We start from the raw sequence: 23,718 nt of genomic DNA, 5'->3' as shown, positions 1-23,718 counted from the left end.
GCGGCGCGAGAAACTTCTGAAGAGCCTGCGGTTGCGGTTGCGGCAGCGGCTGCGCCTGAGCCTGCGGCTGAGCACGACGGGGCGGTCGTGGTCAGCGTCCGCCACACCGCGAGTCGCATGATGGGCGGGTGTCCATCCCCACCAGAGCCGCCGGCCTCGACGCGCTCGACGACTTCGTCCCCCGCGCCGGCCGGGCCTACGCCCGCGACCGCAACCTCGACCTGGGCCCCTCGAGGGGCAACGTCTCCGGGCTGTCCCCGTACCTGCGCCACCGCCTCCTGACGGAACAGGAGGTGGTCGCCGCGGTCCTCGAGGACCACACGCTCGGAGCAGCCGAGAAGTTCGTGCAGGAGGTGTTCTGGCGGACCTACTGGAAGGGCTGGCTGGAGCAGAACCCCGAGGTGTGGCGGCGGTACCGGCTCGAGGTCCGCGACCTGCTCGCGGGCGAGCTGCCCGACGGGTACGAGGACGCGGTGGCAGGGCGCACCTGCATCGACGCGATGGACGCCTGGGTGCGCGAGCTCGTCGACACCGGCTACCTGCACAACCACACGCGCATGTGGTTCGCGAGCATCTGGGTCTTCACGCTCGGCCTGCCCTGGCAGCTCGGCGCGGACTTCTTCTACCGGCACCTGCTCGACGGCGACGCCGCCTCCAACACCCTGTCGTGGAGGTGGGTCGCCGGCCTGCAGGCCAGGGGCAAGACGTACCTCGCCACGGCCTCGAACATCTCACGGTTCACCGAGGGGCGCTTCTCGCCGAGCGGCCTGGCCACGACGGTCCGCGCGCTGGACGAGGAGCCGTTCCCGTCTCGGACCCCCCTCGAGCCCGACGACGTCGTCGGGACCGTCGGCGACCGGGCAGGGCTGCTGCTGCACGAGGAGGACCTCGAGGCGAGGAGCCTGCTCGCCGAGCGGCCCGATCTCGTCGGCGAGGTGGTGGCCGCGGCGGTGGCCGCCGACCCGGGAGAGCGGTCCCCTGTCGGCGTCTCGGACGCCGTCGTCGCCTTCACGTCGGGCGCCCTCGCGGACGCCGCGGAGCGGACCCGCGACGCGAGCGGCCGAGCGGCACAGGTCCTGGCGGACGCCGACCCCGGCTCCGTCGTGACCTGGGCACGATCCGAGGGACTCGACGCGGTGGTCGTCCCCTACGCCCCCGTCGGTCCCGTCCACGAGCGGCTCGAGGCACTCCGCCCCGCGCTGGCGTCCGAGGGGATCGCCCTGGTCACCGTGCGCCGACGGTGGGACGGCGTCGCGTGGCCGCACGCCTCCCGGGGGTTCTTCCCCTTCCGCGAGAAGATCCCGGGGCTCGTCCGCGAGCTCTGAGGTCGCTGGGCCCTGGCCGACCAGCTCTGAGGACGGCGCTGGGGAGGCGCGGCGCCGCAGACGGGACCGGGTGCCGGTGAACGCGCACCGGCTCCGCGACGTACTCCCTCTCGAGAGCTCCCGGTCGTCCGCCGGGAGCCGCCCCGTAGGCTGAGAGGAGCCGGATGTCGCTCGTCGTCATGCGTCCCGGCACGCAGGAGGGGAGCCCGATGAGCCAGCCGACGCCCGGCCCCTCGGCGCAGACCTCCTCGGCGGGCCTCGACGTGTCCGCCGCCTTCGCGGAGCACGGCTCGGCCCTGCTCGGCTTCGCCGTCAACGCCCTCCGCGACCGCGCGCTCGCCGAGGACTGCGTGCAGGAGACGTTCCTCCGCGCCTGGCGTGCCCGCGCCTCCTTCGACCCGGCCCGCGGCGGCGAGCGCACCTGGTTGTTCGCGATCGAGCGCCGCGTGGTGCTCGACGTGCACCGGGCCCGCCAGCGCACCCCGCTGCTGGTGCCCGACGAGCACGCGCCCGAGCAGGCGGCCCCCGCAGCCGACCCGCTCGAGCGGCTCGGCATCGTCGAGGGGCTGGCGCGCCTCAGCGACGAGCACCGCGAGGTCGTCGTCGCCGTCCACCTGACCGGGCTCAGCTACCAGGAGTTCTCCGACGTGTCGGGCGTCCCGGTCGCCACCCTCCGCACGCGCTGCTTCTACGCCCTGCGTGCCCTCCGCACCCACCTCGACGACGGGGAGAACCTCTCGTGACCGACCCCACGTCCGACCCTGCCGCGACCCCGGCTGACTCCGCGTCCGACCGTCGCGCCGAGCTGATCGCCGCCGCCCTCGCGTCCGACCTGTCGCCCGCCGAGGCCGTCGAGCTCGACGCCCTGCGCGTCGTCGACCCGACCGTCGACGACGAGATCGCCTCGCTCGGCGGGGTCGTGGCCCGGCTCGCTCCCGTCGGCACCTGGCAGGACGCCCCGGCCGACGCCTCGCTGCGCGACCGGGTCGAGTCGGCCGTCGCCCGTGACGGGTCGGCCGACGCTGCTGAGCGAGCAGAGTCGGCCGCCGCCGCCGCCGCGCAGCGAGCCGAGCAGGCCGGCCCCTCAGGCCGAGCCGAGGAGGCGGCGGTCGCGCCGGGCGCCCCGGCTCGGCTCCCCGAGCCTGCGTCGGCCCCCGTGGTCCCCCTGCGCCCCCGCCGGTCGCGGCGGGTGGCCCTGACGCTGCTCGGAGCCGCGGCCTGCGTCGCGGTCGGCGTCGGCGGCGGCGTGCTCGCCGCGACGCCCCGCGACGCCCACGTCGCCGGCCCGCCCGGCACCCTGGGCGCCGTCGAGCACGTGGCGTTCGCCGGCGAGCCGTCGGGAGTCGCCGTCGACGGCGACCTCGTGGCGCACACCTGGGGCACCGAGACCGTGCTCACGGTCGACGGCCTGCCGACCGGGGAGGCGTTCTCGGTCGTCGTCGTCGACGACACCGGTGCCGAGCACGAGTCGGGGGCGTTCCTCGGCACGGACGTGACCGTCGACTGCCGGATGAACGCGGCGGTGCTGCGCGAGCACGTCGTCGCCGTCGAGGTGCGCGGTGCCGACGGCGTCGAGATCGCGACCGCCTCGGTGCCTTCCGTCGACGCCTGACCCGCCCCTCCTGCTCTCCTCATTCAGGAACGCAGGTCCTGAGTCTGCGCTGCGCAGGACTCGCGGTCCTGAGTCGTGCACGATCCAGGAGGCCGGCGTCGCGAGTTCCTGAGTCGTGGAGTCCACCCGCCCGGCCCGCCGCACCGTCTCGGTGGCATCATCGACGGGTGACCACTGACACCGACCCGACGCCCCCCGTGACGTCCGGAGCCGACGCCGCCACCGCCTCCTCGACCGACTCCACGGCGTCCCAGGCGACACGTGTCGCCGCGGTCGTCTACAACCCGATCAAGATCGACCTCGACGCGGTGAAGGCCGCGGTCGCCCGCGCCGAGGGCGCCGCCGGCTGGGGCACGACCCTCTGGTTCGAGACGAGCGAGGACGACGCCGGCCAGGGTCCCGCCCGCGAGGCCCTCGAGGCCGGGGCCACCATGGTCATCGCGGCCGGCGGCGACGGCACCGTGCGGGCGGTCGCCGAGACGGTCCACGCCTCCGACGCGTCGCTCGGCCTGCTGCCGAGCGGCACGGGCAACCTGCTCGCCCGCAACCTCAAGCTCACCCTCGAGGACCTCGACAACTCCCTCGAGACCGCGTTCGCCGGCCAGGACCGCGACATCGACCTCGGCATGCTCGAGATCCGCCGCGAGGACGGCTCGTCGAGCGAGCACGTCTACGTCGTGATGACCGGGCTCGGCATCGACGCGAAGATGCTCGCGAACACCGACGACGACCTGAAGAAGAAGGTCGGCTGGCTGGCCTACGTCAAGGCGCTCGTCGCCACGCTGCGCGACGAGAACCAGCTCGTGTTCCGGTACAGGATCGACGGCGGCAAGCAGCGCGACATGCACGCGCACACGATCATCGTGGGCAACTGCGGCGCCCTGCCCGCGAACATCGTGCTGCTGCCCGACGCGGCGATCGACGACGGCCTGTTCGACATCCTGCTGCTGCGCCCGAAGGGCGTCCGAGGCTGGGCCCACATCCTGTTCAAGGTGTTCTGGGAGAACGGCGTCGTGAGGCGCCTGCCCTTCGCCGACAAGCTGCCGGGCACCGAGAACGAGGCCCTCCGCTACGTCAAGGCGAAGCAGATCGAGGTCGAGCTCAAGAGCCCCGAGGACATCGAGGTCGACGGCGACGGCTTCGGCGTCGCGACGGGCTTCCGCACCTGGATCGAGCCCGGCGGGCTGACCGTGCGGGTGCCCCGCTCGTAGGGGGTCGCACCGGCCGGCTGCCTCAGACCACCGTCAAGGAGGCGCGGGCCGCCTCGAGGACGGCCGTCACCGACCGTGCGTCGTCGAGCGAGTGCAGCGGCGAGTCCGTGCGCCCCTCGGCGACGAACGCGGCCAGCGCCGTCGCCTCGTAGGCGAGCCCGTCCCGGCCCCGCAGCACCGACGGGTCCCGCCACATCGCCGTGCCGGCGGCGGTGGACACCTCGAAGGAGGCGGGGAAGACCAGGTGCTCGAGCATCCGCACCGTGCCGGTCGAGCCGCTGATCGTGCCGAGGCCCGGCGACGTCGTGAGCAGGCTCGTGACCGCCGTGCCGACGCGGCCCTCGGCGGTGCGGAGCGCGATCGCCGCCTCGAGGTCGACGCCGTCGGCGCGGGTCGTGCCCGTCGCCCGGACGTCGACCGGCCGGCCGATCGCGAACTGGGCGAACCAGACGGCGTAGACGCCGATGTCGAGCAGTGCGCCGCCGCCGAGGGACGGGTCGGCCATGCGCCCGCCCGACGACAGGTCGTTCGCCCAGGCCACGTCGGCCGTCGCGAGCCGGACGTCGCCGATCGCGCCGTCGGCGAGCAGCCGGGCGAGCACGGTGCTGTGCGGCACGTACCGCGTCCACATCGCCTCCATGGCGAGCACCCCGGCCGCGCGGGCGGCGGCGATCAGCCGGTCCACCTCCTCCGTGGTCGTAGCGAACGGCTTTTCGATGAGCACGTGCTTGCCGGCGCCGATCGCGAGCAGGGCGTCGGGCACGTGGCTCGTGTGGGGCGTGGCGACGTAGACGACGTCGACCTCGGCCAGGGCGACCAGCGCCTCCTGCCCCTCGACCGCCGTGGCGACGCCGTGCGAGGCGGCGAAGCGCTCGGCCCTGTCGAGCGTGCGCGACGAGACGGCGACGACCCGCTGGTCGGTGTGCGCGTGCAGGGCGTCGGTGAAGTCGCCCGCGATCTCGCCGGTGCCGATGACGCCCCAGCGCAGGGCGGGCCCGCCCCGCAGCGGGGTCGCGGTCGACTCGGGGAAGGTGAGGGACGACGAGGACGAGGGTGCGGTCGAGCTGGTCACGGTGCCTCCGGGGGAGTGGGCGGGACGAGGGGAGCGGACGGGCTGGCGGGAGCGGACGGGCTGGCGGGCGCGGACGGGCTCGCGGGCGCGGACGGGCTGCTGGGCGCGGCGCCGGCCGAGCGGGTCGTGATCTCGCGCTGCAGCACGAGCGCCGCCCCGCCGACGGCCGCGGCGTCGGCGACGTACGCCGAGAGCTCGACGCTGACGCCGTGGGCGGCCCGGGCGAAGAAGTCCTCGTCGACGCGTCGCCGGACCGCCTCGAGGTAGAGGGCGCCGGCGATGGCGAGGTTCGGGCCGGCCAGGACGATCGAGTCGAGGTCGAGCACGTTCGCGATCGAGACGACGGCCGCGGCCAGGTGCTCGGCGGAGTCGCGGATGAGCTCGAGGGCGAGCGGGTCGCCGTGGACGGCCGCCGTCGCGACGACGCTGAAGTCGGCGTAGGGGTCGGTCAGGCCGGTGAGGGCGAAGCCGGCCTCGCGCCCGGCGGCCACCGCAGCGCGGGCCCGGAGCGCGACGCCGACCGGCCCGGCGAGCTTCTCGACCGTCGTGTTCGCCAGGAACGGCCCGGGCGCGCGGCTCATCACCTGCCCGAGCTCACCGGCGTTCGAGCTGGCCCCGCGGAACACGACGCCGTCGAGCACGATGCCCGCGCCGATGCCCGCCCCGTAGTAGACGGTGCAGTGCGCCGCCGAGTCGGCGACGGAGCCGCCCCAGAACTCGCCGATGGCCGCCGCGGTGGCGTCGTTGTCGAGGACGACGGGCAGGCCGGTCGCCTCGGTGACGGCGCTCACCAGGGGGAACCCGGCCCACGCCTCCAGCGGGGGAGCGCCGTGGATGCTGCCGTGGCGGAGGTCGATCGGCCCCGGGGTCACGAGGCCGAGGCCCGCGACGCGCTCGGCGGGGACGCCCAGCCCGCCGAGGAAGTCGGCGACCACGGCGGCGATGCGCGCGACCGCGGCGTCGGGCGCCTCGCCGTAGACGCCGTGGGTGCGCAGCCGGCCGACCATGGCCCCGCCGAGGTCGGTGAGGACGACCGTGACCGCGTCCGCGCCGAGCTGCACGCCGAGCGCGAAGCGGGCGAGCGGGTCGATGCTGAGCAGGGTGCGCGGCTTGCCCCCGGTCGACTCGCGGCGGCCCGCCTCGACGACGAGCCCGTCGACCATCAGCTGCCGCACGACGTTCGACATGGTGGCCTGCGTCAGGCCGGTGCGCTCGGCGAGCTCGACCCGGCTGATGGGCCCCTGCGAGCGGATCAGGTCGAAGGCGAGCCCGCGGCTCGTCGGGGCGCTCGAGAGCAGGCGCGGGTTGACCATGTGGTACCTCCAACCCGTAGTCTAGGGTCCGAGCGGCTTACTTAGGCTGCTTGACGAAGGGGTCGGAGATCCCTGGACGCAAAGGGACACCATGGCCTTCTCCCCCCTGCACGACGACTGGACCGTCGAGGCCGTCACCGGTCCGGTGCCCGACGCCGTGGCCGGCCGGCGAGTCCCGGCGACCGTGCCGGGCCAGGTGCACACCGACCTGCTGGCCGCCGGCCTCATCACCGACCCGTTCGACGGCGACGCCGAGTCGGCCCAGCAGTGGATCGGCGACACCTCGTGGCGCTTCTCGACCATGTTCACCTGGCACGACGACGGGTCCGCCCGCCACGACCTCGTCGCCGAGGGGCTCGACACCGTCGCGGTGGTCGAGCTGAACGGCCGCGTCGTCGCCCGGACCGAGAACCAGCACCGCAGCTACCGCGTCGACGTGCGGGAGGCGCTGGTCGAGGGCGAGAACGCGCTCACCCTCACCTTCGCGGCCCCCGTCGCCGAGGCCGAGGCCCGGGTCGAGCTCCACGGTGCCCTGCCCCACGTCAACCACCACCCCTTCAACACGCTGCGCAAGCAGGCCAGCTCGTTCGGCTGGGACTGGGGCGTCGACGTGGCCGGCGCCGGCATCTGGCGGCCGATCGGGCTCGACTCGTGGTCCGGCGTCCGGATCGCCTCGGTGCGTCCGCTCGTCGGCGTCGACGGGACCGCCGGCACCCTCGACGCTCGCGTCGCGCTCGAGTGGGACGGCGTGGCGACCGGCGAGCACCGCGTCGCCGTCGAGGTGACCTCGCTCGAGGGCGACCGCGTGGCCGACGCGAGCGTCGTCGTCGCGGCCGGCACCGCCGACGCCGCGCTCGAGCTCGTCGTCCCCGACGCGCGGCTCTGGTGGCCCCTCGGCCACGGCGACCAGCCGCTGTACGGCGTCCGCGTGACCGCGACGCCCGGGGGCGACGGCGAAGGGGGCGGTGCGCCCGACGCGACGACCGCCTCCTGGGCGTCGCGGGTCGGCTTCCGCACCGTGCGGGTCGACACGACGCCCGACGACGACGGCACCCCCTTCGTCGTGCTCGTGAACGAGCGAGTCGTTCAGGTCCGCGGGGCGAACTGGATCCCCGACCACGCGTTCGTCACGGAGGTCGACCGCGACCGCTACCGGCGCCGCGTCGCCGACGCGACCGAGGCGAACATGAACCTGCTGCGCGTCTGGGGCGGCGGCATCTACGAGTCCGACGACTTCTACGACGCCTGCGACGAGGCGGGCGTGCTCGTCTGGCAGGACTTCCTGTTCGCCTGCGCGGCCTACGCCGAGGAGGACTGGCTGGCCGTCGAGGTCGAGGCCGAGGCCCGCGAGGCGATCACGCGGCTCAGCCCGCACCCCTCGCTGGTCATCTGGAACGGGAACAACGAGAACATCTGGGGCTTCGTCGACTGGGGCTGGAAGGCGGAGCTCCAGGGCCGCACCTGGGGCGAGGGCTACTACCGCGACCTGCTGCCGCGGCTCGTCGCCGAGCTGGACGGCACCCGCGCGTACTCGCCGGGCAGCCCGTTCTCGTTCGGCGACCCCGTGGCGTCGTACGACGAGGTGCACCCGAACGACCACCGCCACGGCACGATGCACATCTGGGACGTCTGGAACCGGCGCGACTACACGGCCTACCGCGAGTACCCCGCCCGCTTCGTCTCGGAGTTCGGGTTCCAGGGCCCGCCCGCCTGGTCGACGCTCGTCGGCTCGGTGCACGACGAGCCGCTCGACCCGTACGGCCACCAGATGCTCGTGCACCAGAAGGCCGAGGAGGGCAACCTCAAGCTCGAGCGCGGCATGCAGGGCCACCTGCCTGCCCCCGCGACGATCGAGGACTGGCACTGGGCCACGCAGCTCAACCAGGCCGCCGCGATCCGCTTCGGCGTCGAGCACTTCCGGTCGCTCGCGCCGCTCAACACCGGCACGATCGTGTGGCAGCTGAACGACGACTGGCCCGTCACCTCGTGGGCCGCCGTCGACTTCGACGAGCACCGCAAGCCGCTCTGGTTCGCCCTGCGCGACTGCTACGCGCCGCGCCTCGCGACGATCCAGCCGCGCGGCGACTCGCTCGCCGTGGTGCTGCTCAACGACGTCGACGACGCGTGGGCGGGCGACGTCGTGCTGCGCCGCACGACGTTCGCGGGCGACGTGCTCGACGAGGTCGTCGTGCCAGGGGCCGTCGGCTCGCGGGGCAGCGTCGAGCTGGCCGTGCCGTCCGCGCTCGTCGACGCGCTCGACCCCGTCGGCGAGCTGCTCGTCGCCGTGCTGCCCGGCTTCGGCTCGGGCCGGGCGGTCTGGGACGCGGCCGAGGTCGTCGACCAGCGGCTCGACCCTGACCCCGTCGCGACCGAGGTCGCCCCCGACGGCGACGCCTGGATCGTCACCGTGACGGCGCGGAGCTACGCCCGCGACGTCACCCTGCTCGTCGACGTCCTCGACCCGCGGGCGACGGTCGACCGCGGGCTCGTCACCCTGCTCGCGGGGGAGTCGGCGGAGTTCCGCGTCACGGGCCGCGACGGCGCCGTGACCCTCGACCCGCAGGCGCTCGTGGGCCGGGGCGTGCTCCGCCACGCGAACGGCCTGCTGCTGGCGGTGGCGCCCTGACCGCGGTCCTGACCGGCCTCGTGACGGAGGAGCCGCCTCCTCGGCCGCACAGGTCGACCGTGGCGCCCGCGGTGGGCGATACTGCACTGGTGTCCCCGCCCGTGGGCGCCGGCACGGCCGGCGCGCCTCCCTCCCTCCCGGCCATCGGCTTCGTGCAGCGCCGGGCGCCCTTCAGCCTCGGGATCGACCCGTTCCACACCGCGTTCCTCGCGGGCATGGAGGCGGCGGCGACGCGCGCCGGGGCGACGGTGCTGCTGCAGCTGGTGGCCGACCACGACGACGAGCTCGCCTGCTTCCGCCGCTGGGCCGCCCAGGGCTGGGTGCGCGGCGTCGTGCTCGCCGACCTCGTCGACGACGATCCCCGGCTGCCCGTCCTCGCGGCCCTCGGGCTGCCGACGGTCGTCCTCGGCCAGGAGCCGCAGGGCGGCGGCGTCTCGACCGTCGAGGTCGACGACCGGGGCGCGATGCGCCAGGCCGTCGCGCACCTCGTCGGCCTCGGCCACTCGGTGATCGGGCGGGTCAGCGGACCCGTCGAGCTCGGCCACACGCGGGCGCGCTCGGAGGCCTTCGACCTCACCGTCGGACGAGGAGGCGCGAGCGGCCTGGTCCTGCCGGGCGACTACTCGGCCGAGAGCGGCGAGGCGCAGACCCGCCGGCTGCTGCGCGGAGCACAGCGGCCGACGGCGATCGTCTACGACAACGACGCGATGGCGGTGGGCGGCCTGGCCGCGGCGGCCGACCTCGGCGTCTCCGTGCCGGGCGACCTCTCGCTGCTCGCGTGGGACGACTCGCCCCTCTGCCAGCTCGCGACGCCCCCGCTGTCCGTGGTGAGCCGCGACGTGCCGTCGCTGGGGGAATCGGCGACGCGCACCGTGCTCGCGATGCTCGACGGACGACCCGAGATGCTCGTCCGCGCCCCGGACAGCGAGATCGTGGTGCGCGGCACCACGGCGCCGCCCCGCCGCTGACCTGCCGCCCCCTCTCCTCATTCAGGAAGATCGGTCCTGAGTCTCGCCACGGGGGGAGGCGCGGTCCTGAACCGTGCACGACTCAGGACCGCAGCCGCCCCCGTTCCTGAATCGCGCCTCCTCGTCGCTCGCCCGTGACCGGCAACGGTCCGGTCACGGTTCCTGAGGCTTGCTCCCACAAACTTGACGGACTTAATTTAGTCGGGTAACAATGACCCGACAGTGCGGCCCAGCCCGCCTGTGACAACGAAGTCGGCGTCGACTGCCCCGAGTGGTCGCGCCCTGGGAAAGGATCAACGATGTTCCTCCGCGCAACCACGGGCCGCAGGCCCGTCCGCAGGGCCTGGGCGATCGGGGCGGCAGCCGCCGCCACCGCGCTGACCCTCGGCCTCACCGGCTGCTCCGCCGGCGGCTCGGGCTCGAGCAGCCCGAGCGACACGCTCGTCGTCTACACCGGCCAGGCCGGCGACTACCAGATCAACTTCAACCCGTACTCGCCGTCGTCCATCGGCGGCATCGGCGCGATCTACGAGTCGCTCTTCTTCGTCACCAACGTGAACACCGAGGACTACGAGCCCCTGCTCGGCAGCGAGTACACCTGGAACGACGAGGGCACGCAGCTCGACGTCACCCTGCGCGACGACGCGACCTGGTCCGACGGCGAGGCCTTCACGGCCGACGACGTCGTCTTCACCTTCGAGATGCTGCTCGACACCCCCTCGATCAACACCAACGGCTTCGACGGCACGGTCACCGCCGCCGCCGACGACACGCACGTCACCTTCACCTGGGACCACCCGGCGTTCGTGACCGGCCCGGCCCTGCTCGGCCGCACGCCGATCGTGCCCGAGCACCTGTGGAGCGACATCGACCCCACGACCGACGTCATCGCCGAGCCCGTCGGCACCGGCGCGTACACGATGGACGACTTCAAGGCGCAGGCCTTCACGCTGGCCGCCAACCCGACCTACTGGGGCGGGGAGCCCGCGGTCAAGAAGGTCCGCTACCTCTCGCTGTCCGGCAACACCGCCGGCGCCGACGCGCTCGCGGCCGGCACGATCGACTGGCAGACCGGCCCGGTGCCCGACATCCAGAACGTCTCGAAGAACTACCCCGGCTACGACGCCGTGACGATCCCGCAGAACCAGGTCGCGCTGATGACCTGCTCGAACGCCGAGCTCGGCTGCGAGGGCCCCCAGACCGACCCCGCCGTCCGCCAGGCGATCTACTACGCCCTGAACCGCGACCAGGTGAACTCCCTCGCGTTCCAGGACACCGCCAGCGAGGTGTCTCCCACGTTCGCCCTGACGAGCACGCAGGAGGACCTCATCTCGAGCGCCGTCGCCGAGCCCGTCGCCCCGTCCGCCCCCGACCTCGACAAGGCCTCGTCGCTGCTCGAGGACGCCGGCTACGAGAAGGGCGCCGACGGCATCTACGCCAAGGACGGCCAGGAGCTGAAGCTCACGGTCGAGGTCGTCACCGGCTGGACCGACTACATCACGGCCATCGACACGATGGGCCAGCAGCTCAAGGCCGCCGGCATCTCGCTGACCGCCTCGCAGTCGTCGTGGAACGAGTGGACCGACAAGAAGAGCAAGGGCAACTACCAGCTCGCCATCGACTCGCTCGGCCAGGGCGCCGCGTCCGACCCGTACTACCTCTACGACCAGTACTTCAACACCGCCTACACGGCGGCGGTCGGCGAGGCGGCACCGACGAACATGGCCCGCTTCAGCGACCCCGCGGTCGACGCGGCGCTCGAGGCCCTCAAGGCCACGGACCCCGAGGACACGGAGGCGCGCCAGGCGCAGTTCGACGTGATCCAGGCCGCGATCGTCGAGGACATGCCCTACGTGCCCGTCCTCACCGGCGGCACGACGAGCGAGTACCACTCGTCGAAGTTCACCGGCTGGCCCACGATGGACGACCTCTACGCGTTCCCCGCCATCTGGGCCTCGCCGGACAACTCGATCATCTTCAAGTCCCTGAAGCCGGTCGGCGAGTAGCCGTGGCGGAGGAGGAGCTCGTCGTCGTGAGGACCGGTGAGGACACGTGAACTACTTCGTCCGGAAGCTCGGCTTCTACGCGGTCGCCCTGTGGGCCGCGCTGACCATCAACTTCCTGATCCCCCGGCTGCTGCCGGGCAACCCGGTGGACATCCTGCTGGCGAAGCTGCAGCAACGCGGAGGGATCGTCACCCCCGACACCCGCAAGGCGTACGAGCTCCTCCTCGGAGGCGACTCCTCCGATCCGCTCCCGGTGCAGTACTGGAACTACCTGATCAACATCTTCAGGGGCGACCTGGGCATCTCGGTGGGCTACTTCCCGACCCCCGTCACCGAGGTCATCGGGTCGTCGCTGCCCTGGACGATCGTCCTCGTCGGCCTGGCGACCGTGATCGGTGCGGGGCTCGGCGTCCTGCTCGGCGCGTTCGTCGGCTGGAAGCCGGGCACCTGGCTCGACTCGCTCGTGCCGGCCACCACGCTGCTCGCGGCGGTGCCCTACTTCTGGCTCGCGCTGATCCTCGTGTACGTGCTCGCCACCTCCCTGCGGCTGTTCCCCTCGCAGGGCGGCTACGACGTCGTGCTCGATCCCGGGCTGAACTGGCAGTTCATCTCGTCGGCGATCGAGTACGGGTTCCTGCCGGCGCTCACCATCGTCATCGCGTCGATCGGCGGCTGGCTGCTCGGCATGCGCAACATGATGGTGTCGACGCTGTCGGAGGACTACGTGCTCACGGCGCAGGCCAAGGGCCTCAGTCAGGGCCGCATCCTCCGCGGCTACGCGGCCCGCAACGCGGTGCTGCCGAGCGTCGCCGGGTTCGCCATCTCGCTGGGCTTCGTGGTCTCCGGCTCGATCGTCACCGAGCAGGTGTTCTCGTACCCGGGCATCGGCGGCAAGCTCCTCTCGGCCGTCACGAACAACGACTACGCGCTGATGCAGGGGATCTTCCTGTTCATCACGCTGGCCGTGCTCGGCGCCAACCTCGTGGTCGACCTCTTCTACGGGATCATCGACCCCCGCACCCGGGCGCGCAGCTGATGGCCCGCCGCACCACCAGCAGGAGGCAGCACCCATGACGAACGTCGCCCCCGACACGACCACCACGGTCGTCGACTCGACCTCGCAGCTCGCCGCCGAGGCCGCCGACCTGGGCAAGCCGAGGCGCTCCGCCTGGCGGCTGATGCTGCCGACCATGACCCCGTGGCTCGCCGCCGGCCTCGGCCTCGTCGGCGCCATCGCGCTCTTCGGCATCGTCGGCCCGTTCTTCGTGCAGGACCCGACCGTGATCCGCGACATCGGCCTCACCGGGCCGTCGGCCCAGCACCTCCTCGGCACGACCCAGACCGGGCAGGACGTCTTCGCCCAGCTCGCCTGGGCCACCCGCGGCTCGCTGCAGATCGGCCTGATCGTCGGCATCCTCGCGACGGCCCTCTCGGCGTTCTTCGGCATCCTCGGCGCCTACATCGGCGGCTTCACCGACGAGGCGTTCTCCCTGTTCTCGAACGTGTTCCTCGTGATCCCCGGCCTGCCCCTCGTCATCGTGATCTCGGGCTTCGTGCCGCAGGAGCAGCGCGGGCTCTGGACGATCGGCATCGTGCTGGCGATCACCGGCTGGGCCGCGTCCAGCCGGGTGCTGCGGGCGCAGACCCTGTCGATCCGCAGCCGCGACTACGTGGCCGCGGCCCGTGTCGCCGGCGAGAAGCCGTGGCGCGTCATCTCGGTCGAGATCCTGCCGAACCTGCTGCCGGTGCTCGCGTCGCAGTTCGTCTTCGCGGTGATCGCGGCCATCCTCGGGGAGGCGGGCCTGTCGTTCCTCGGACTGGGCGCCTCCAACTCGTCCACCCTCGGCACGATGCTGTTCTACGCGCAGAACGGCTTCGCCCTGCCGCTCGGCGCCTGGTGGTGGTTCGGCCCTCCCGGCCTGATCATCGCCCTGTTCGGCACCGGCCTCTCGCTGATCAACTTCTCGATCGACGAGATCATCAACCCCAAGCTCAAGAACGTGCGCCTGCACCGCAAGCGCGCCCGTCTCGCGAAGAAGGCCTCCCGATGACCCCCACGCAGGAGGCGCCCGCGCCGACCCGGCCCCGCACCCGTCGCGACGCGGTGCTGACGATCGACGACCTCACCGTCGTCTACGAGGTCGAGAACCCGGTCACGGCGGTCAAGTCGGCCAGCCTGACGCTCGCGCCGGGCGAGATCCTCGGGCTGGCGGGGGAGTCCGGCTGCGGCAAGACGACCCTCGCCTACGCGATCAACCGGCTGCACAAGCCGCCGGCGCGCATCTCGACGGGCTCGATCACGTTCCACGACCGCGACGGCACCGACGTCGACCTCCTCGCCCTCGGCGAGCAGGAGCTGCGGGCGTTCCGCTGGTCGAAGCTGTCGATGGTGTTCCAGGGGGCGATGAACGCGCTCAACCCGGTGACGACGATCCTCACCCAGCTGGACGACGTGCTCGTCACGCACGAGAAGCAGATGAGCAAGGCGCAGCGGCGTGCCCGGGCGGCCGAGGTGCTCGAGCGCGTCGGGGTCGACCCGGTGCGGCTGCGCTCGTACCCGCACGAGCTGTCGGGCGGGATGCGCCAGCGCGTGATGATCGCGATGGCGATGCTGCTCGAGCCCCAGATCATGATCATGGACGAGCCGACCACGGCCCTCGACGTCGTGGTGCAGCGCGACATCCTGCGCGAGATCGTCCGGCTGCGCGACGAGCTCGACTTCGCCGTCGTGTTCATCACGCACGACCTGCCGCTGCTGCTCGAGATCAGCGACCGCATCGCCGTGATGCTGCAGGGCGAGATCGTCGAGCTGAGCACCGCCGAGCAGATCTACGCCGACGCCCAGCACCCCTACACGCGCCGACTGCTCAGCTCGTTCCCGAGCCTCAGCGGCTCACGCGGCGCCTTCATCCGCACCGGCGTCGACGAGGGCTCGCCGCTCGAGCAGGACACCCGCACCATCGTGCTGCCCGACCCCGACGACCTGGAGGACCCGCGATGACCAGCATCCACGTCACCGACCTGACCAAGGACTTCTCGGTCCGCAAGGGCATCGGCCGCGAGGCGTTCCGGGCCGTCGACTCGGTGTCGTTCGACCTGCTGCCCGGCCGCACGGTCGCCCTCGTGGGCGAGTCCGGCTCGGGCAAGTCGACCATCGCCCGCATGCTCGCCAAGCTCGAGAAGCCGAGCTCGGGGAAGATCGACGTCACGCTCGACGACGGCACGCCCGTGATGGGGTCGGTCTACCGGCGACACGTGCAGATGGTGTTCCAGGACCCGTTCGCGTCGCTCAACCCGTTCCACTCGATCGAACACCACATCGCGCGGCCGCTGCGGATCCACCGTCGCACGCGGGGCCGCGCCGAGACGCACGAGCGCGTGCTCGACATGCTCGAGCGCGTCAACCTGCGACCCGCCGAGGACATGGCGGCCCGTCGTCCGCACGAGCTGTCCGGCGGGCAGCGACAGCGGATCGCGATCGCCCGGGCCCTGGCCCCCGGCGCCCAGGTGCTCATCGCCGACGAGCCGGTGTCGATGCTCGACGTCTCGATCCGGCTCGGCGTGCTCAACCTCATGGGCCGGCTGCAGCGCGAGGACAACCTCGCCGTGCTCTACATCACGCACGACCTCGCCACCGCGCGGCACTTCTCGGACGAGATCCTCGTGCTCTACCGCGGCCGCGTCGTCGAGCGGGGGCCCGCGGACGACGTCATCCTCGACCCGCACCACGACTACACGAAGCTGCTCGCCCTCGCCGCGCCCGATCCCGAGCGCGTCGGCAAGGTCGTCAGCGACGAGTCGGCCCCCGACCGCTCGAGCATCGACAACTCGATCTGCTACGACCACTACGCGCGGGCGTGGATGCAGGCCGGGTCCGCCCCGGCCGGCGACGCGCTCGCCGCGAAGGCCGCGGTGCGCTGACGTGCGGCTGCTGCACTGGGGCACCGACGCCCTGCACCTGACCTTCGCCCTGCCCGACGACGCGCCGGTCGCGCTGGTCGCGATCGAGCCGGGGGCGGTGCCGACAGGCGAGGCCGCGCCGGTGCCGGCGCCGGGGGAGGTGCCGGATCAGGGCACCGGCCCCGGTGCGGTCGCCCCCGCGCTCTGGCCGGGCGACGAGGGCGACGTGCCCGACCGCCTCCTGCAGGCCCTGGTCGAGGTGTCGGCGTTCGGGCACGGGCGGTTCCCCGGCAGCTTCCGGCACGTCGACACCGTGCTCGGCGCGGCCCTGCGGCACACGTCGCACGAGGCCGACATCGACGGCGACGGCACGGCCCGGCTGCGGATCGAGCAGCGCGACGACGCCACGGGCCTCGTCGTCACCAGCGTCTTCGAGGCGCAGGAGGCGGTGCCCGCGTTCCGCACGCACACCGAGGTCGGCCTCGCATCCGGCGCCGCCCCGCTCACCCTCGACGCCGTGTCGACGATCGCGACCGGGGCGTTCCTCGGCCGCGACGACGACGTCGACGCCTTCGCCCTCGCGACGGCGGCGAACGACTGGGTGGCCGAGAGCCGCTGGTCGACGACCCCGCTGCGCGACGCCGGGCTCGCGCGCATCGACCGCGACGTGCAGCACCAGCCGCCGCGCACGCGGCTCGTCGTCGGCGACCGCGGCTCGTGGTCGAGCGGCGAGGCCGTGCCCACCGCCGCGCTGCTCGCCCGCGACGGCTCGGCCGCTCTCGCCTGGCAGGTCGAGCACGCCGGGCCCTGGCTGTTCGAGCTCGGCGAGACGCGGCACGGCGCCTACCTGCTGTTGTCCGGACCGACCGACCCCGAGAACCACTGGAGCCTCGTGCTCCGCGCCGGCGAGGTCTTCACGTCGGCGCCCGCCTCGGTCGCCGTCGCGGCGGGCGGCGTCGACGAGGTCCTGGCCGCGATGACGGCCCAGCGGCGTGCCACGCGCCTCGTGCGCGAGGTCGACCACGATCTGCCCGTCGTCTTCAACGACTACATGAACACGCTGATGGGCGACCCCACCACCGAGAAGCTGCTGCCGCTGATCGACGCGGCGGCCGAGGTCGGCGCGGACTACTTCTGCATCGACGCCGGCTGGTACGCCGAGGGCCACTGGTGGGACACGGTCGGCGAGTGGCAGCCCGCCGCGAGCCGGTTCCCCGGCGGGATCGACGAGGTGCTCGACCGGATCCGCGACCGCGGGATGGTGCCGGGGCTGTGGCTCGAGCCCGAGGTGATCGGCGTGCGGTCGCCGCTCGCCGCCTCCCTGCCCGACGACGCGTTCTTCACGCGGGGCGGCGTGCGCGTCGCCGACCACGGGCGGCACCTGCTCGACCTGCGCAGCCCGGCCGCGCGGGCGCACCTCGACGGGGTCGTCGACCGGCTCGTCGGCGACCACGGCGTCGGCTTCTTCAAGATGGACTACAACACGATGACGGGCCCCGGCACGGACGCCGGCGGGCTCGCTCCCGGTGCGGGCCTGCTCGAGCACACGCGGGCGCTGCTCGCCTGGCTGGACGACGTCCAGGAGCGCCACCCGCGCCTCCTCATCGAGAACTGCGCCTCGGGCGCGATGCGGATGGACTGGGCGATGATGTCGCGGCTGCACGTGCAGTCGACCTCCGACCAGCAGGACCCGGTGATGTACGCGACGATCGCGGCCGCCGCACCCGCCGCGCTCCTGCCCGAGCAGGCGGGGCACTGGGCCTATCCGCACGCCGGCATGGAGCCCGAGCTGTTCACGTTCTCGCTCGTCAACGCGGTGCTCGGCCGGATGTACCTGTCGGGGCACCTGAACCGGATGGACACCGCCCAGCGAGACGTCGTGCGCGCCGCCGTCGCGGCGCACCGGGAGGTGCTCGGCTCGATCGAGCGGGCCGTGCCGTCGTGGCCGCTCGGGCTGCCGGCGTGGGAGGACGCGTGGACGGCCCTGGCGCTGACCGCGGGTGCCGGTGCGGGTGCGAGTGCGAGTGCGGGTGCGGGTGCCGACGCGGGCGCCGGCGCCGGCGCCGTCACGCACCTCAGCGTGTGGCGCTGCTCGGGCGAGGACGACCGCGTCGTCCTGCCTCTGCCGGGGCTGTTCGGGCGGGAGGTGCGGGTCGAGCCGTTCTTCCCGGCCGACCCGGCCGGCTGGTCGTGGAGCTGGGACCCGCAGGAGGCGGAGCTCACGGTGGTCGTCGACGTCGCCGGACCCGCAGCACGGGTCCTCCGCCTGACGGCCGGCTGAGCCACGCCGCACGGACACCGCGACACACCCCAGAGTGGACGATGCACCCCGGAACGATGGGGTGCTCGGGGGTGACGGCGACCCGCCGGCTCAGCGCCAGCGGTACTCGTGCTCGGGACGGCCCGGCGCGCCGTACCGGGGCACCCGGTCGACCTGGCCCGCGTCGGCGAGGTGCTCGAGGTAGCGGCGGGCCGTGACGCGCGAGACCGCGACGGCCGCGGCGACCTCGCCGGCCGACAGCGCGCCTCCTGCAGCCAGCCTCTCATCGGCGTCCGTGCCCGACGCGGTCCGCAGCGCATCGACCACGGCGGCGAGCGTCTCCGGGGCGATCCCCTTCGCGAGCGAGGGCGCGGCGGTCGTGCGCAGGGTCGCGAGGCTCGCGTCGACCTCGGTCTGGGTGACCTGCCCCTCGCCCTGGTCGAGCCCGCGGCGGAACGCGAGGTAGCCGGTGAGCCTGTCCGCGAAGGTCGCGAAGCCGAACGGCTTGATCAGGTACTGCACGATCCCGAGCGACACCGCGCTCTTGACGACCGCGACGTCGCGCACCGCCGTGATGGCGACGACGTCGACCGTCGAGCCGGCCGCGCGCAGCGCCCGGCAGAGCTGGATCCCGTGGATGTCGGGCAGGGTCAGGTCGAGCAGCACGAGGTCGATGCCGGGCTGTCGCAGCCGGTCGAGGGCGGACCGGCCGTCGTGCACCACGCCGACCAGCTCGAACCCGTCGAGCCGCGTGACGTACGCGCCGTGCGCCTCCGCCGTCAGCGGCTCGTCGTCGACGACGAGCACGCGCACCGGGGGCGTCGTCGGGGGCAGGGGGCGGGACGAGGAGGCGCCGGTCACGACCGCACCACCGCCTCCTCGTCGTCCCCGCGCTCGTCCTCGTCCACGCGCCCGTGCCCGTGTTCGGGGAGGTCGACGGTGATCGTGGTGCCGTGCTCGGTCGAGCGGGCGTCGACGGTGCCGCCCGCCCGCCGCGCGACCTGGGCCACGAGCGCGAGGCCGATGCCGCGCCCCTCGGCGCCCCCCGGCTTGGTGCTGACGCCCCGGGCGAACACGTCGCGGCCGTCGGGCAGCCCGGGTCCGCTGTCGGAGACGGCGATCCGCACGACGCCCGCCGCGGGCCGGTCGAGCAACACCCGCACGGTCGGCTGCCGCGATGAACCGCGTTCCGGACCATGAACCGCGTTCTTTCCCGGTTCATGATCCGGTTCGCGGTTCGTGGCGAGATCGACCTCGGCCTCGGCCCCGGCCCCGGGATCTGCGTCCGCCCAGCGCGGCGCCGACGCGTCGAGCGCGTTGTCGACGAGGTTGCCGATCACCGTCACGAGGTCGCGCACCGGCACCCGCGGCGTGCCGAGGTCGGGCGACACGTGCAGCTCGAGCTCGACGGCGCGTTCCCGCGCCTGGGCGCTCTTGCCGAGCAGCAAGGCCGCGAGCACCGGCTCGTCGACGGCGGCCACGACCTGGTCGGCGAGCACCTGGCCGAGGTCCAGCTCGTCCGACGCGAAGCGGAGCGCCTCGTCGGCTCGACCCAGCTCGATGAGGGCGACGATCGTGTGCAGCCGGTTCGCGAACTCGTGGGTCTGCGAGCGGAGGGCCGCCGAGAGGGTGCTCATCGTCCGGAGCTCGTCGGTGAGCTGCCGCAGCTCGGTGTGGTCGCGCAGGGTGGTGACGGTCCCGAGCCGCCGGCCGGCGCCTCCTGCGTCGCCCCCTGCCCCCGGCGCGGCCGCGACCCGCTGGTTCACGACGAGCACGCGGTCGTCGGCCACGTGCACCTCGTCCTGCGCCTCGCCGCCCCCGGCGAGCAGCCCCGCCAGCGACGTCGGCAGTGCGAGCTCGGAGACCGGCACGGGCTGCCTGGCGACGTCGTCGACGAGCGACGGCAGCCCGAGCAGGAGCGCCGCGTGGTCGTTGACGAGCGTGAGCCGCCCCTGGTCGTCGACGAGCACGAGCCCCTCGCCGACCGAGTGCAGCACCGCCTCGTGGTGGTCGCTCACCCGGCCGAGCTCCTCGGCGCCGAGGCCGCGGGTGACCCGCCGGAGGTGGCGGCTGAGCAGCCACGCCGCCAGCGCCCCGAGGGCGACGGTCGCGAGGGCCCCGCCGACGAGCAGGGGGAGGCGCTGGCCGAGCGCCGCGGAGACGCTGTCGACCGTCACGCCCGCGGCCACGAGGGCGACGACGTCCCCCGCGTCGTCGAGCACGGGCACGACGGCGCGGACCGACGGCCCGAGGGTGCCCGAGTACGTCTCGGTGAACGACCGCCCGGCGAGCGCTGGGGCGATCGTGCCGATGAACGGCCGCCCGATCTCGGCGGGGTCGGGGTGCGTCAGGCGGGTGCGGTCGGGCGTCATCACGGTGACGAAGTCGGTGTCGGTGTCGCGCATCAGGTCGAGCGCGTACGGCTCGAGCACCGCGGACGGGTCGTCCGTGTCGAGCGCCTCGAGCACGAACGGGTTGTCGGCGATCGAGGTCGCGAGGGCGGTGCAGCGGGCAGCGGCCGCGCGCTCGGTGTCGGTGCGCGCGCTCGTCCACTGCCACGCCCCGGCGACGAGGGCGAGCACGACGACGCCGACGACCTGCAGGGCGAACAGGCGGGTGGCGATGCTGGCGCGGCGCATCGGACTGCCGGACGGTCCGGTCGCCTAGAGGACGGGCTCGACCAGCCGCACGTGCGAGACGGCGACGCGCGTCGGCTCGCCGGCGAACGCCGCGGCTCGCGCCTCGGACGCGAGGTACTCGGCCTCGAGGGCGAGGAACGCCTCGGCGTCGCCGGGAGCGCTGACGGCCCAGGTGAACTCCTGGACGTCGCGGTCGGCGTACGCGAACTCGATCGTGAAGCCCGAGGAGGTGCGGGCCGGGACGAGCCGGGAGGTGAACCAGGCGACGAAGTCGTCGAGCACCCCGGGGGCGAGCTCGTAGCGGCGCAGCTGGACGGTCTTCGTGGTGACGTCGTCGTCGGTCATGGCGCCACCCTAACGATCGCCGCCGACGTCGACCGACCGGGCGCCGGCGCCCGCGCGAGCGCCGCGAACACTATGAACGCAAGCTCGTCCCCCGGGTGCACCGAGGTCATGCTGGCCCGATCCACCCCGCCGACCGGCGACGACGTCGTCCCGGTCACGAGCAGAGGACCACCGATGGCAACGACGCCCTCCCCCCGAGACGACACGATCCACCGTTCGCCCCTCGCGCGCCTCCGACGGATCGAGAAGTCGCACTGGCTGTACATCGCCGTGATCGTCGCGGTCGGGGCCGGCATCCTCGTCGGCCTGACGGCGCCCGACGTCGCGGTGCAGCTCAAGCCGATCGGCACCGCGTTCGTGTCGCTGATCTCGATGATGATCGCGCCGGTGATCTTCTGCACGATCGTGCTCGGCGTCGGCTCGATCGCGAAGGCGGCGACGGTCGGCAAGGTCGGCGGACTCGCGCTCGGCTACTTCATCGCGATGTCGACCTTCGCCCTGGCGATCGGCCTCGTCGTCGGCAACCTGATCCACCCGGGCGAGGGCCTGATGGTCGGCAGCACCGGCTACGAGGCACCGGTGAGCGAGGAGGCGGGCGGCACCGCGGGCTTCCTGCTCGGCATCATCCCCGAGACCCTCGTGTCGTCGCTGACCAGCGGCTCGATCCTGCAGACGCTCTTCGTCGCCCTGCTCGTCGGCTTCGCGCTGCAGCGGATGGGCGCGCGCGGCGCGACGATCCTCGAGGGGGTCCGCAACCTGCAGGTGCTGGTGTTCCGCATCCTCGCGATGATCATGTGGGTCGCCCCGATCGGCGCGTTCGGCGCCATCGCGGCCGTCGTCGGCGAGACCGGCGTCGCGGCGATCGTCGCCCTGGCGACCCTGATGGTCGCGTTCTACGTCACCTGCATCGTGTTCGTCGCCGGCGTGCTCGGCACGGTGCTGAAGCTCGTCACGGGCATCAACATCTTCCGGGTGATGCGCTACCTCGGCCGCGAGTACCTGCTGATCGTGTCGACCTCGTCGAGCGAGGTCGCCCTGCCCCGCCTCATCGCGAAGATGGAGCACCTCGGCGTCTCGAAGCCCGTCGTCGGCATCACGGTGCCCACCGGCTACTCGTTCAACCTCGACGGCACCGCCATCTACCTGACGATGGCGTCGCTCTTCATCGCCAACGCGATGGGCACGCCGCTGAGCGTGGGGGAACAGCTGTCGCTGCTGCTCTTCATGATGATCGCCTCGAAGGGCGCCGCGGGCGTCACCGGAGCCGGCATCGCCACCCTCGCCGGAGGCCTCCAGGCGCACCGCCCGGACCTGGTCGACGGCGTCGGCGTGATCGTCGGCATCGACCGCTTCATGTCGGAGGCGCGCGCCCTCACGAACTTCACCGGCAACGCGGTCGCGACGCTGCTCGTCGGCACCTGGACCCGCGAGGTCGACACGGACCAGGTCGAGCGCGTGCTCGGCGGCCGGTCGCCCTTCGACGAGTCGACGATGAGCGCCGACGGCCACGGCGACGCGGCCCACGCGGCCGCCACGGGAGCCGGTGCCGAGGAGGCGGCGGTCGAGGCCACGGGACCGACGCGCGACGACCGCATCTCGACCGACACCGTGCGGACGATCGTCGGCGGCGACGAGCGGGTCTCGCGCCGCTGACCTGGGCGACGCGCCTCGTCGGCGCTCCGCGTCGTCACTCCCCGGCGGAGCACCCCGGAGCGGACGATGCACCCCGAGATGACGGGGTGCATCGTCCGCTCCGGGGTGTTCGCGACTCAGGCTCGCCGCACCGCGGCCGCCACCTGGGCCACCGCCTCGTCGACGGCGAGGCGGCGGCCCGCGTCGTCCTCGCGCTCGGAGTCGTGCACCCACGCCGTGGCACCCCGTCGGGCGCCGACGAAGTCGATGATCCCGTGACCGACCTGCGCCTGGAGCGCCTGCTCGTAGCCGTGCTTCTCGTAGGTGCCGGCGTCGTCGCCGGCCACGAGGAGGAGGTGGACGGTGAGCCCGCCCAGGTTGCGTCGCATCCCGCCCTCGCCGTCGGCCCCGCCGACGTCGAACGCCCAGCCGTTGACGAACACGCGGTCGACCCAGCCCTTGAGCAGGGCCGGCATCGACCACCACCAGACCGGGAAGACGAGGACGAGGTGGTCGGCGGCGTCGAGACGGCGGTGCTCGCGGGAGACGTCGTCGGGGAACTCGCCGCCGACCCGGTAGGTGTTCCGGTCGGCCGCGCCGAACCGCGGGTCGAAGCCCTCGGCCGCGAGATCGGCGACCTCGACGGAGGAAGCCGCGTCGACCTCTGCGTCGCCGGTCGCGTCGCCCCCGGGCGCGAGCGCAGCCCGGAGCTCCTCGGCGATGCCCGCCGTGAGCGAGTCGGGATCAGGGTGGGCGGTGACGATGAGCGTCTTCATGCCGCCCAGTCAACCGGCTCCGGCCGGCTGCTC

The 23,718-nt window shown here is 73.3% G+C and carries 19 protein-coding genes; 13 read left to right on the top strand and 6 right to left on the bottom strand.

What is annotated here, in order from left to right; all coding sequences use genetic code 11:
- Positions 1-128: 128 nt before the first annotated feature.
- From ITJ48_RS11440 to ITJ48_RS11425, 4 genes are all read left to right on the top strand, one after another.
- The gene (locus ITJ48_RS11440; protein WP_194613771.1) at positions 129-1,325 is read left to right on the top strand and encodes an FAD-binding domain-containing protein; all 1,197 of its coding nucleotides are present in this window, start codon (positions 129-131) and stop codon (positions 1,323-1,325) included.
- A 164-nt stretch (positions 1,326-1,489) separates the two neighbouring features.
- Positions 1,490-2,068 (top strand): sigma-70 family RNA polymerase sigma factor, encoded by a 579-nt coding sequence (locus ITJ48_RS11435; RefSeq protein WP_228506873.1) that lies wholly within the window; start codon positions 1,490-1,492, stop codon positions 2,066-2,068.
- Positions 2,065-2,937 carry a hypothetical protein gene (locus ITJ48_RS11430; protein WP_194613770.1) on the top strand — a complete coding sequence of 291 codons (873 nt, stop codon included), beginning with the start codon at positions 2,065-2,067 and terminating at the stop codon, positions 2,935-2,937. The genes ITJ48_RS11435 and ITJ48_RS11430 overlap by 4 nt, the downstream gene beginning before the upstream one ends.
- Positions 2,938-3,104: 167 nt before the next feature.
- A complete protein-coding gene (locus ITJ48_RS11425; protein WP_370544898.1) occupies positions 3,105-4,148 on the top strand; it encodes a diacylglycerol kinase family protein in 1,044 nt (347 codons plus the stop codon).
- A gap of 22 nt (positions 4,149-4,170) precedes the next feature.
- On the opposite strand, the gene ITJ48_RS11420 is transcribed toward ITJ48_RS11425, so the two are convergent.
- Both ITJ48_RS11420 and ITJ48_RS11415 read right to left on the bottom strand, forming a co-directional pair.
- The gene (locus ITJ48_RS11420) at positions 4,171-5,220 is read right to left on the bottom strand and encodes a Gfo/Idh/MocA family protein (RefSeq protein ID WP_194613769.1); all 1,050 of its coding nucleotides are present in this window, start codon (positions 5,218-5,220) and stop codon (positions 4,171-4,173) included.
- Positions 5,217-6,533, bottom strand: coding sequence for an ROK family transcriptional regulator (locus tag ITJ48_RS11415; protein ID WP_194613768.1), 1,317 nt, complete (start codon positions 6,531-6,533; stop codon positions 5,217-5,219). The genes ITJ48_RS11420 and ITJ48_RS11415 overlap by 4 nt, the downstream gene beginning before the upstream one ends.
- Positions 6,534-6,624: 91 nt before the next feature.
- Here ITJ48_RS11415 and ITJ48_RS11410 point away from each other — a divergent pair, with 91 nt between their 5' ends.
- From ITJ48_RS11410 to ITJ48_RS11375, 8 genes are all read left to right on the top strand, one after another.
- Positions 6,625-9,159: a glycoside hydrolase family 2 protein gene (locus ITJ48_RS11410; RefSeq protein ID WP_194613767.1), complete on the top strand. Its 2,535-nt coding sequence runs from the start codon at positions 6,625-6,627 to the stop codon at positions 9,157-9,159.
- An 89-nt stretch (positions 9,160-9,248) separates the two neighbouring features.
- Positions 9,249-10,127 (top strand): substrate-binding domain-containing protein, encoded by an 879-nt coding sequence (locus tag ITJ48_RS11405; RefSeq protein WP_194613766.1) that lies wholly within the window; start codon positions 9,249-9,251, stop codon positions 10,125-10,127.
- Positions 10,128-10,426: 299 nt separating this feature from the next.
- Positions 10,427-12,133: an ABC transporter substrate-binding protein gene (locus ITJ48_RS11400; protein WP_194613765.1), complete on the top strand. Its 1,707-nt coding sequence runs from the start codon at positions 10,427-10,429 to the stop codon at positions 12,131-12,133.
- A 46-nt stretch (positions 12,134-12,179) separates the two neighbouring features.
- Positions 12,180-13,169 (top strand): ABC transporter permease, encoded by a 990-nt coding sequence (locus ITJ48_RS11395; protein WP_194613764.1) that lies wholly within the window; start codon positions 12,180-12,182, stop codon positions 13,167-13,169.
- 34 nt (positions 13,170-13,203) lie between these two features.
- On the top strand, positions 13,204-14,184 hold the full coding sequence (locus tag ITJ48_RS11390; RefSeq protein ID WP_123547953.1) for an ABC transporter permease: 981 nt from the start codon (positions 13,204-13,206) through the stop codon (positions 14,182-14,184).
- The gene (locus ITJ48_RS11385; protein ID WP_194613763.1) at positions 14,181-15,134 is read left to right on the top strand and encodes an ABC transporter ATP-binding protein; all 954 of its coding nucleotides are present in this window, start codon (positions 14,181-14,183) and stop codon (positions 15,132-15,134) included. Before ITJ48_RS11390 ends, ITJ48_RS11385 begins: the two co-directional genes overlap by 4 nt.
- Positions 15,131-16,054, top strand: a complete 924-nt coding sequence (locus tag ITJ48_RS11380; protein WP_194613762.1) for an ABC transporter ATP-binding protein — start codon at positions 15,131-15,133, stop codon at positions 16,052-16,054. Before ITJ48_RS11385 ends, ITJ48_RS11380 begins: the two co-directional genes overlap by 4 nt.
- Position 16,055: 1 nt before the next feature.
- A complete protein-coding gene (locus ITJ48_RS11375; RefSeq protein WP_194613761.1) occupies positions 16,056-18,314 on the top strand; it encodes a glycoside hydrolase family 36 protein in 2,259 nt (752 codons plus the stop codon).
- A gap of 90 nt (positions 18,315-18,404) precedes the next feature.
- Here the strand turns inward: ITJ48_RS11375 and ITJ48_RS11370 are convergent, their stop codons facing one another.
- The 3 genes from ITJ48_RS11370 to ITJ48_RS11360 are packed head-to-tail and all read right to left on the bottom strand — an operon-like array spanning position 18,405 to position 21,277.
- Positions 18,405-19,154 carry a response regulator gene (locus ITJ48_RS11370; RefSeq protein ID WP_370544897.1) on the bottom strand — a complete coding sequence of 250 codons (750 nt, stop codon included), beginning with the start codon at positions 19,152-19,154 and terminating at the stop codon, positions 18,405-18,407.
- Positions 19,151-20,932, bottom strand: a complete 1,782-nt coding sequence (locus tag ITJ48_RS11365; protein ID WP_194613760.1) for an ATP-binding protein — start codon at positions 20,930-20,932, stop codon at positions 19,151-19,153. The genes ITJ48_RS11370 and ITJ48_RS11365 overlap by 4 nt, the downstream gene beginning before the upstream one ends.
- Positions 20,933-20,956: 24 nt before the next feature.
- Complete coding sequence (locus ITJ48_RS11360; protein ID WP_194613759.1) at positions 20,957-21,277, bottom strand: hypothetical protein; 321 nt, start codon at positions 21,275-21,277, stop codon at positions 20,957-20,959.
- Between the two features lie 174 nt (positions 21,278-21,451).
- On the opposite strand from ITJ48_RS11360, the gene ITJ48_RS11355 reads away from it, so the two are divergent.
- A complete protein-coding gene (locus ITJ48_RS11355; RefSeq protein ID WP_194613758.1) occupies positions 21,452-22,930 on the top strand; it encodes a cation:dicarboxylate symporter family transporter in 1,479 nt (492 codons plus the stop codon).
- Positions 22,931-23,046: 116 nt separating this feature from the next.
- Here the strand turns inward: ITJ48_RS11355 and ITJ48_RS11350 are convergent, their stop codons facing one another.
- Entirely contained in the window at positions 23,047-23,685 is a 639-nt protein-coding gene (locus ITJ48_RS11350) for an NAD(P)H-dependent oxidoreductase (protein ID WP_194613757.1), read from the bottom strand.
- Between the last annotated feature and the right edge of the window lie 33 nt (positions 23,686-23,718).

Source organism: Frigoribacterium sp. VKM Ac-2530 (assembly GCF_015350835.1).
Lineage (GTDB): Bacteria > Actinomycetota > Actinomycetes > Actinomycetales > Microbacteriaceae > Frigoribacterium.
This window is presented reverse-complemented; position numbering and strand designations above follow the sequence as displayed.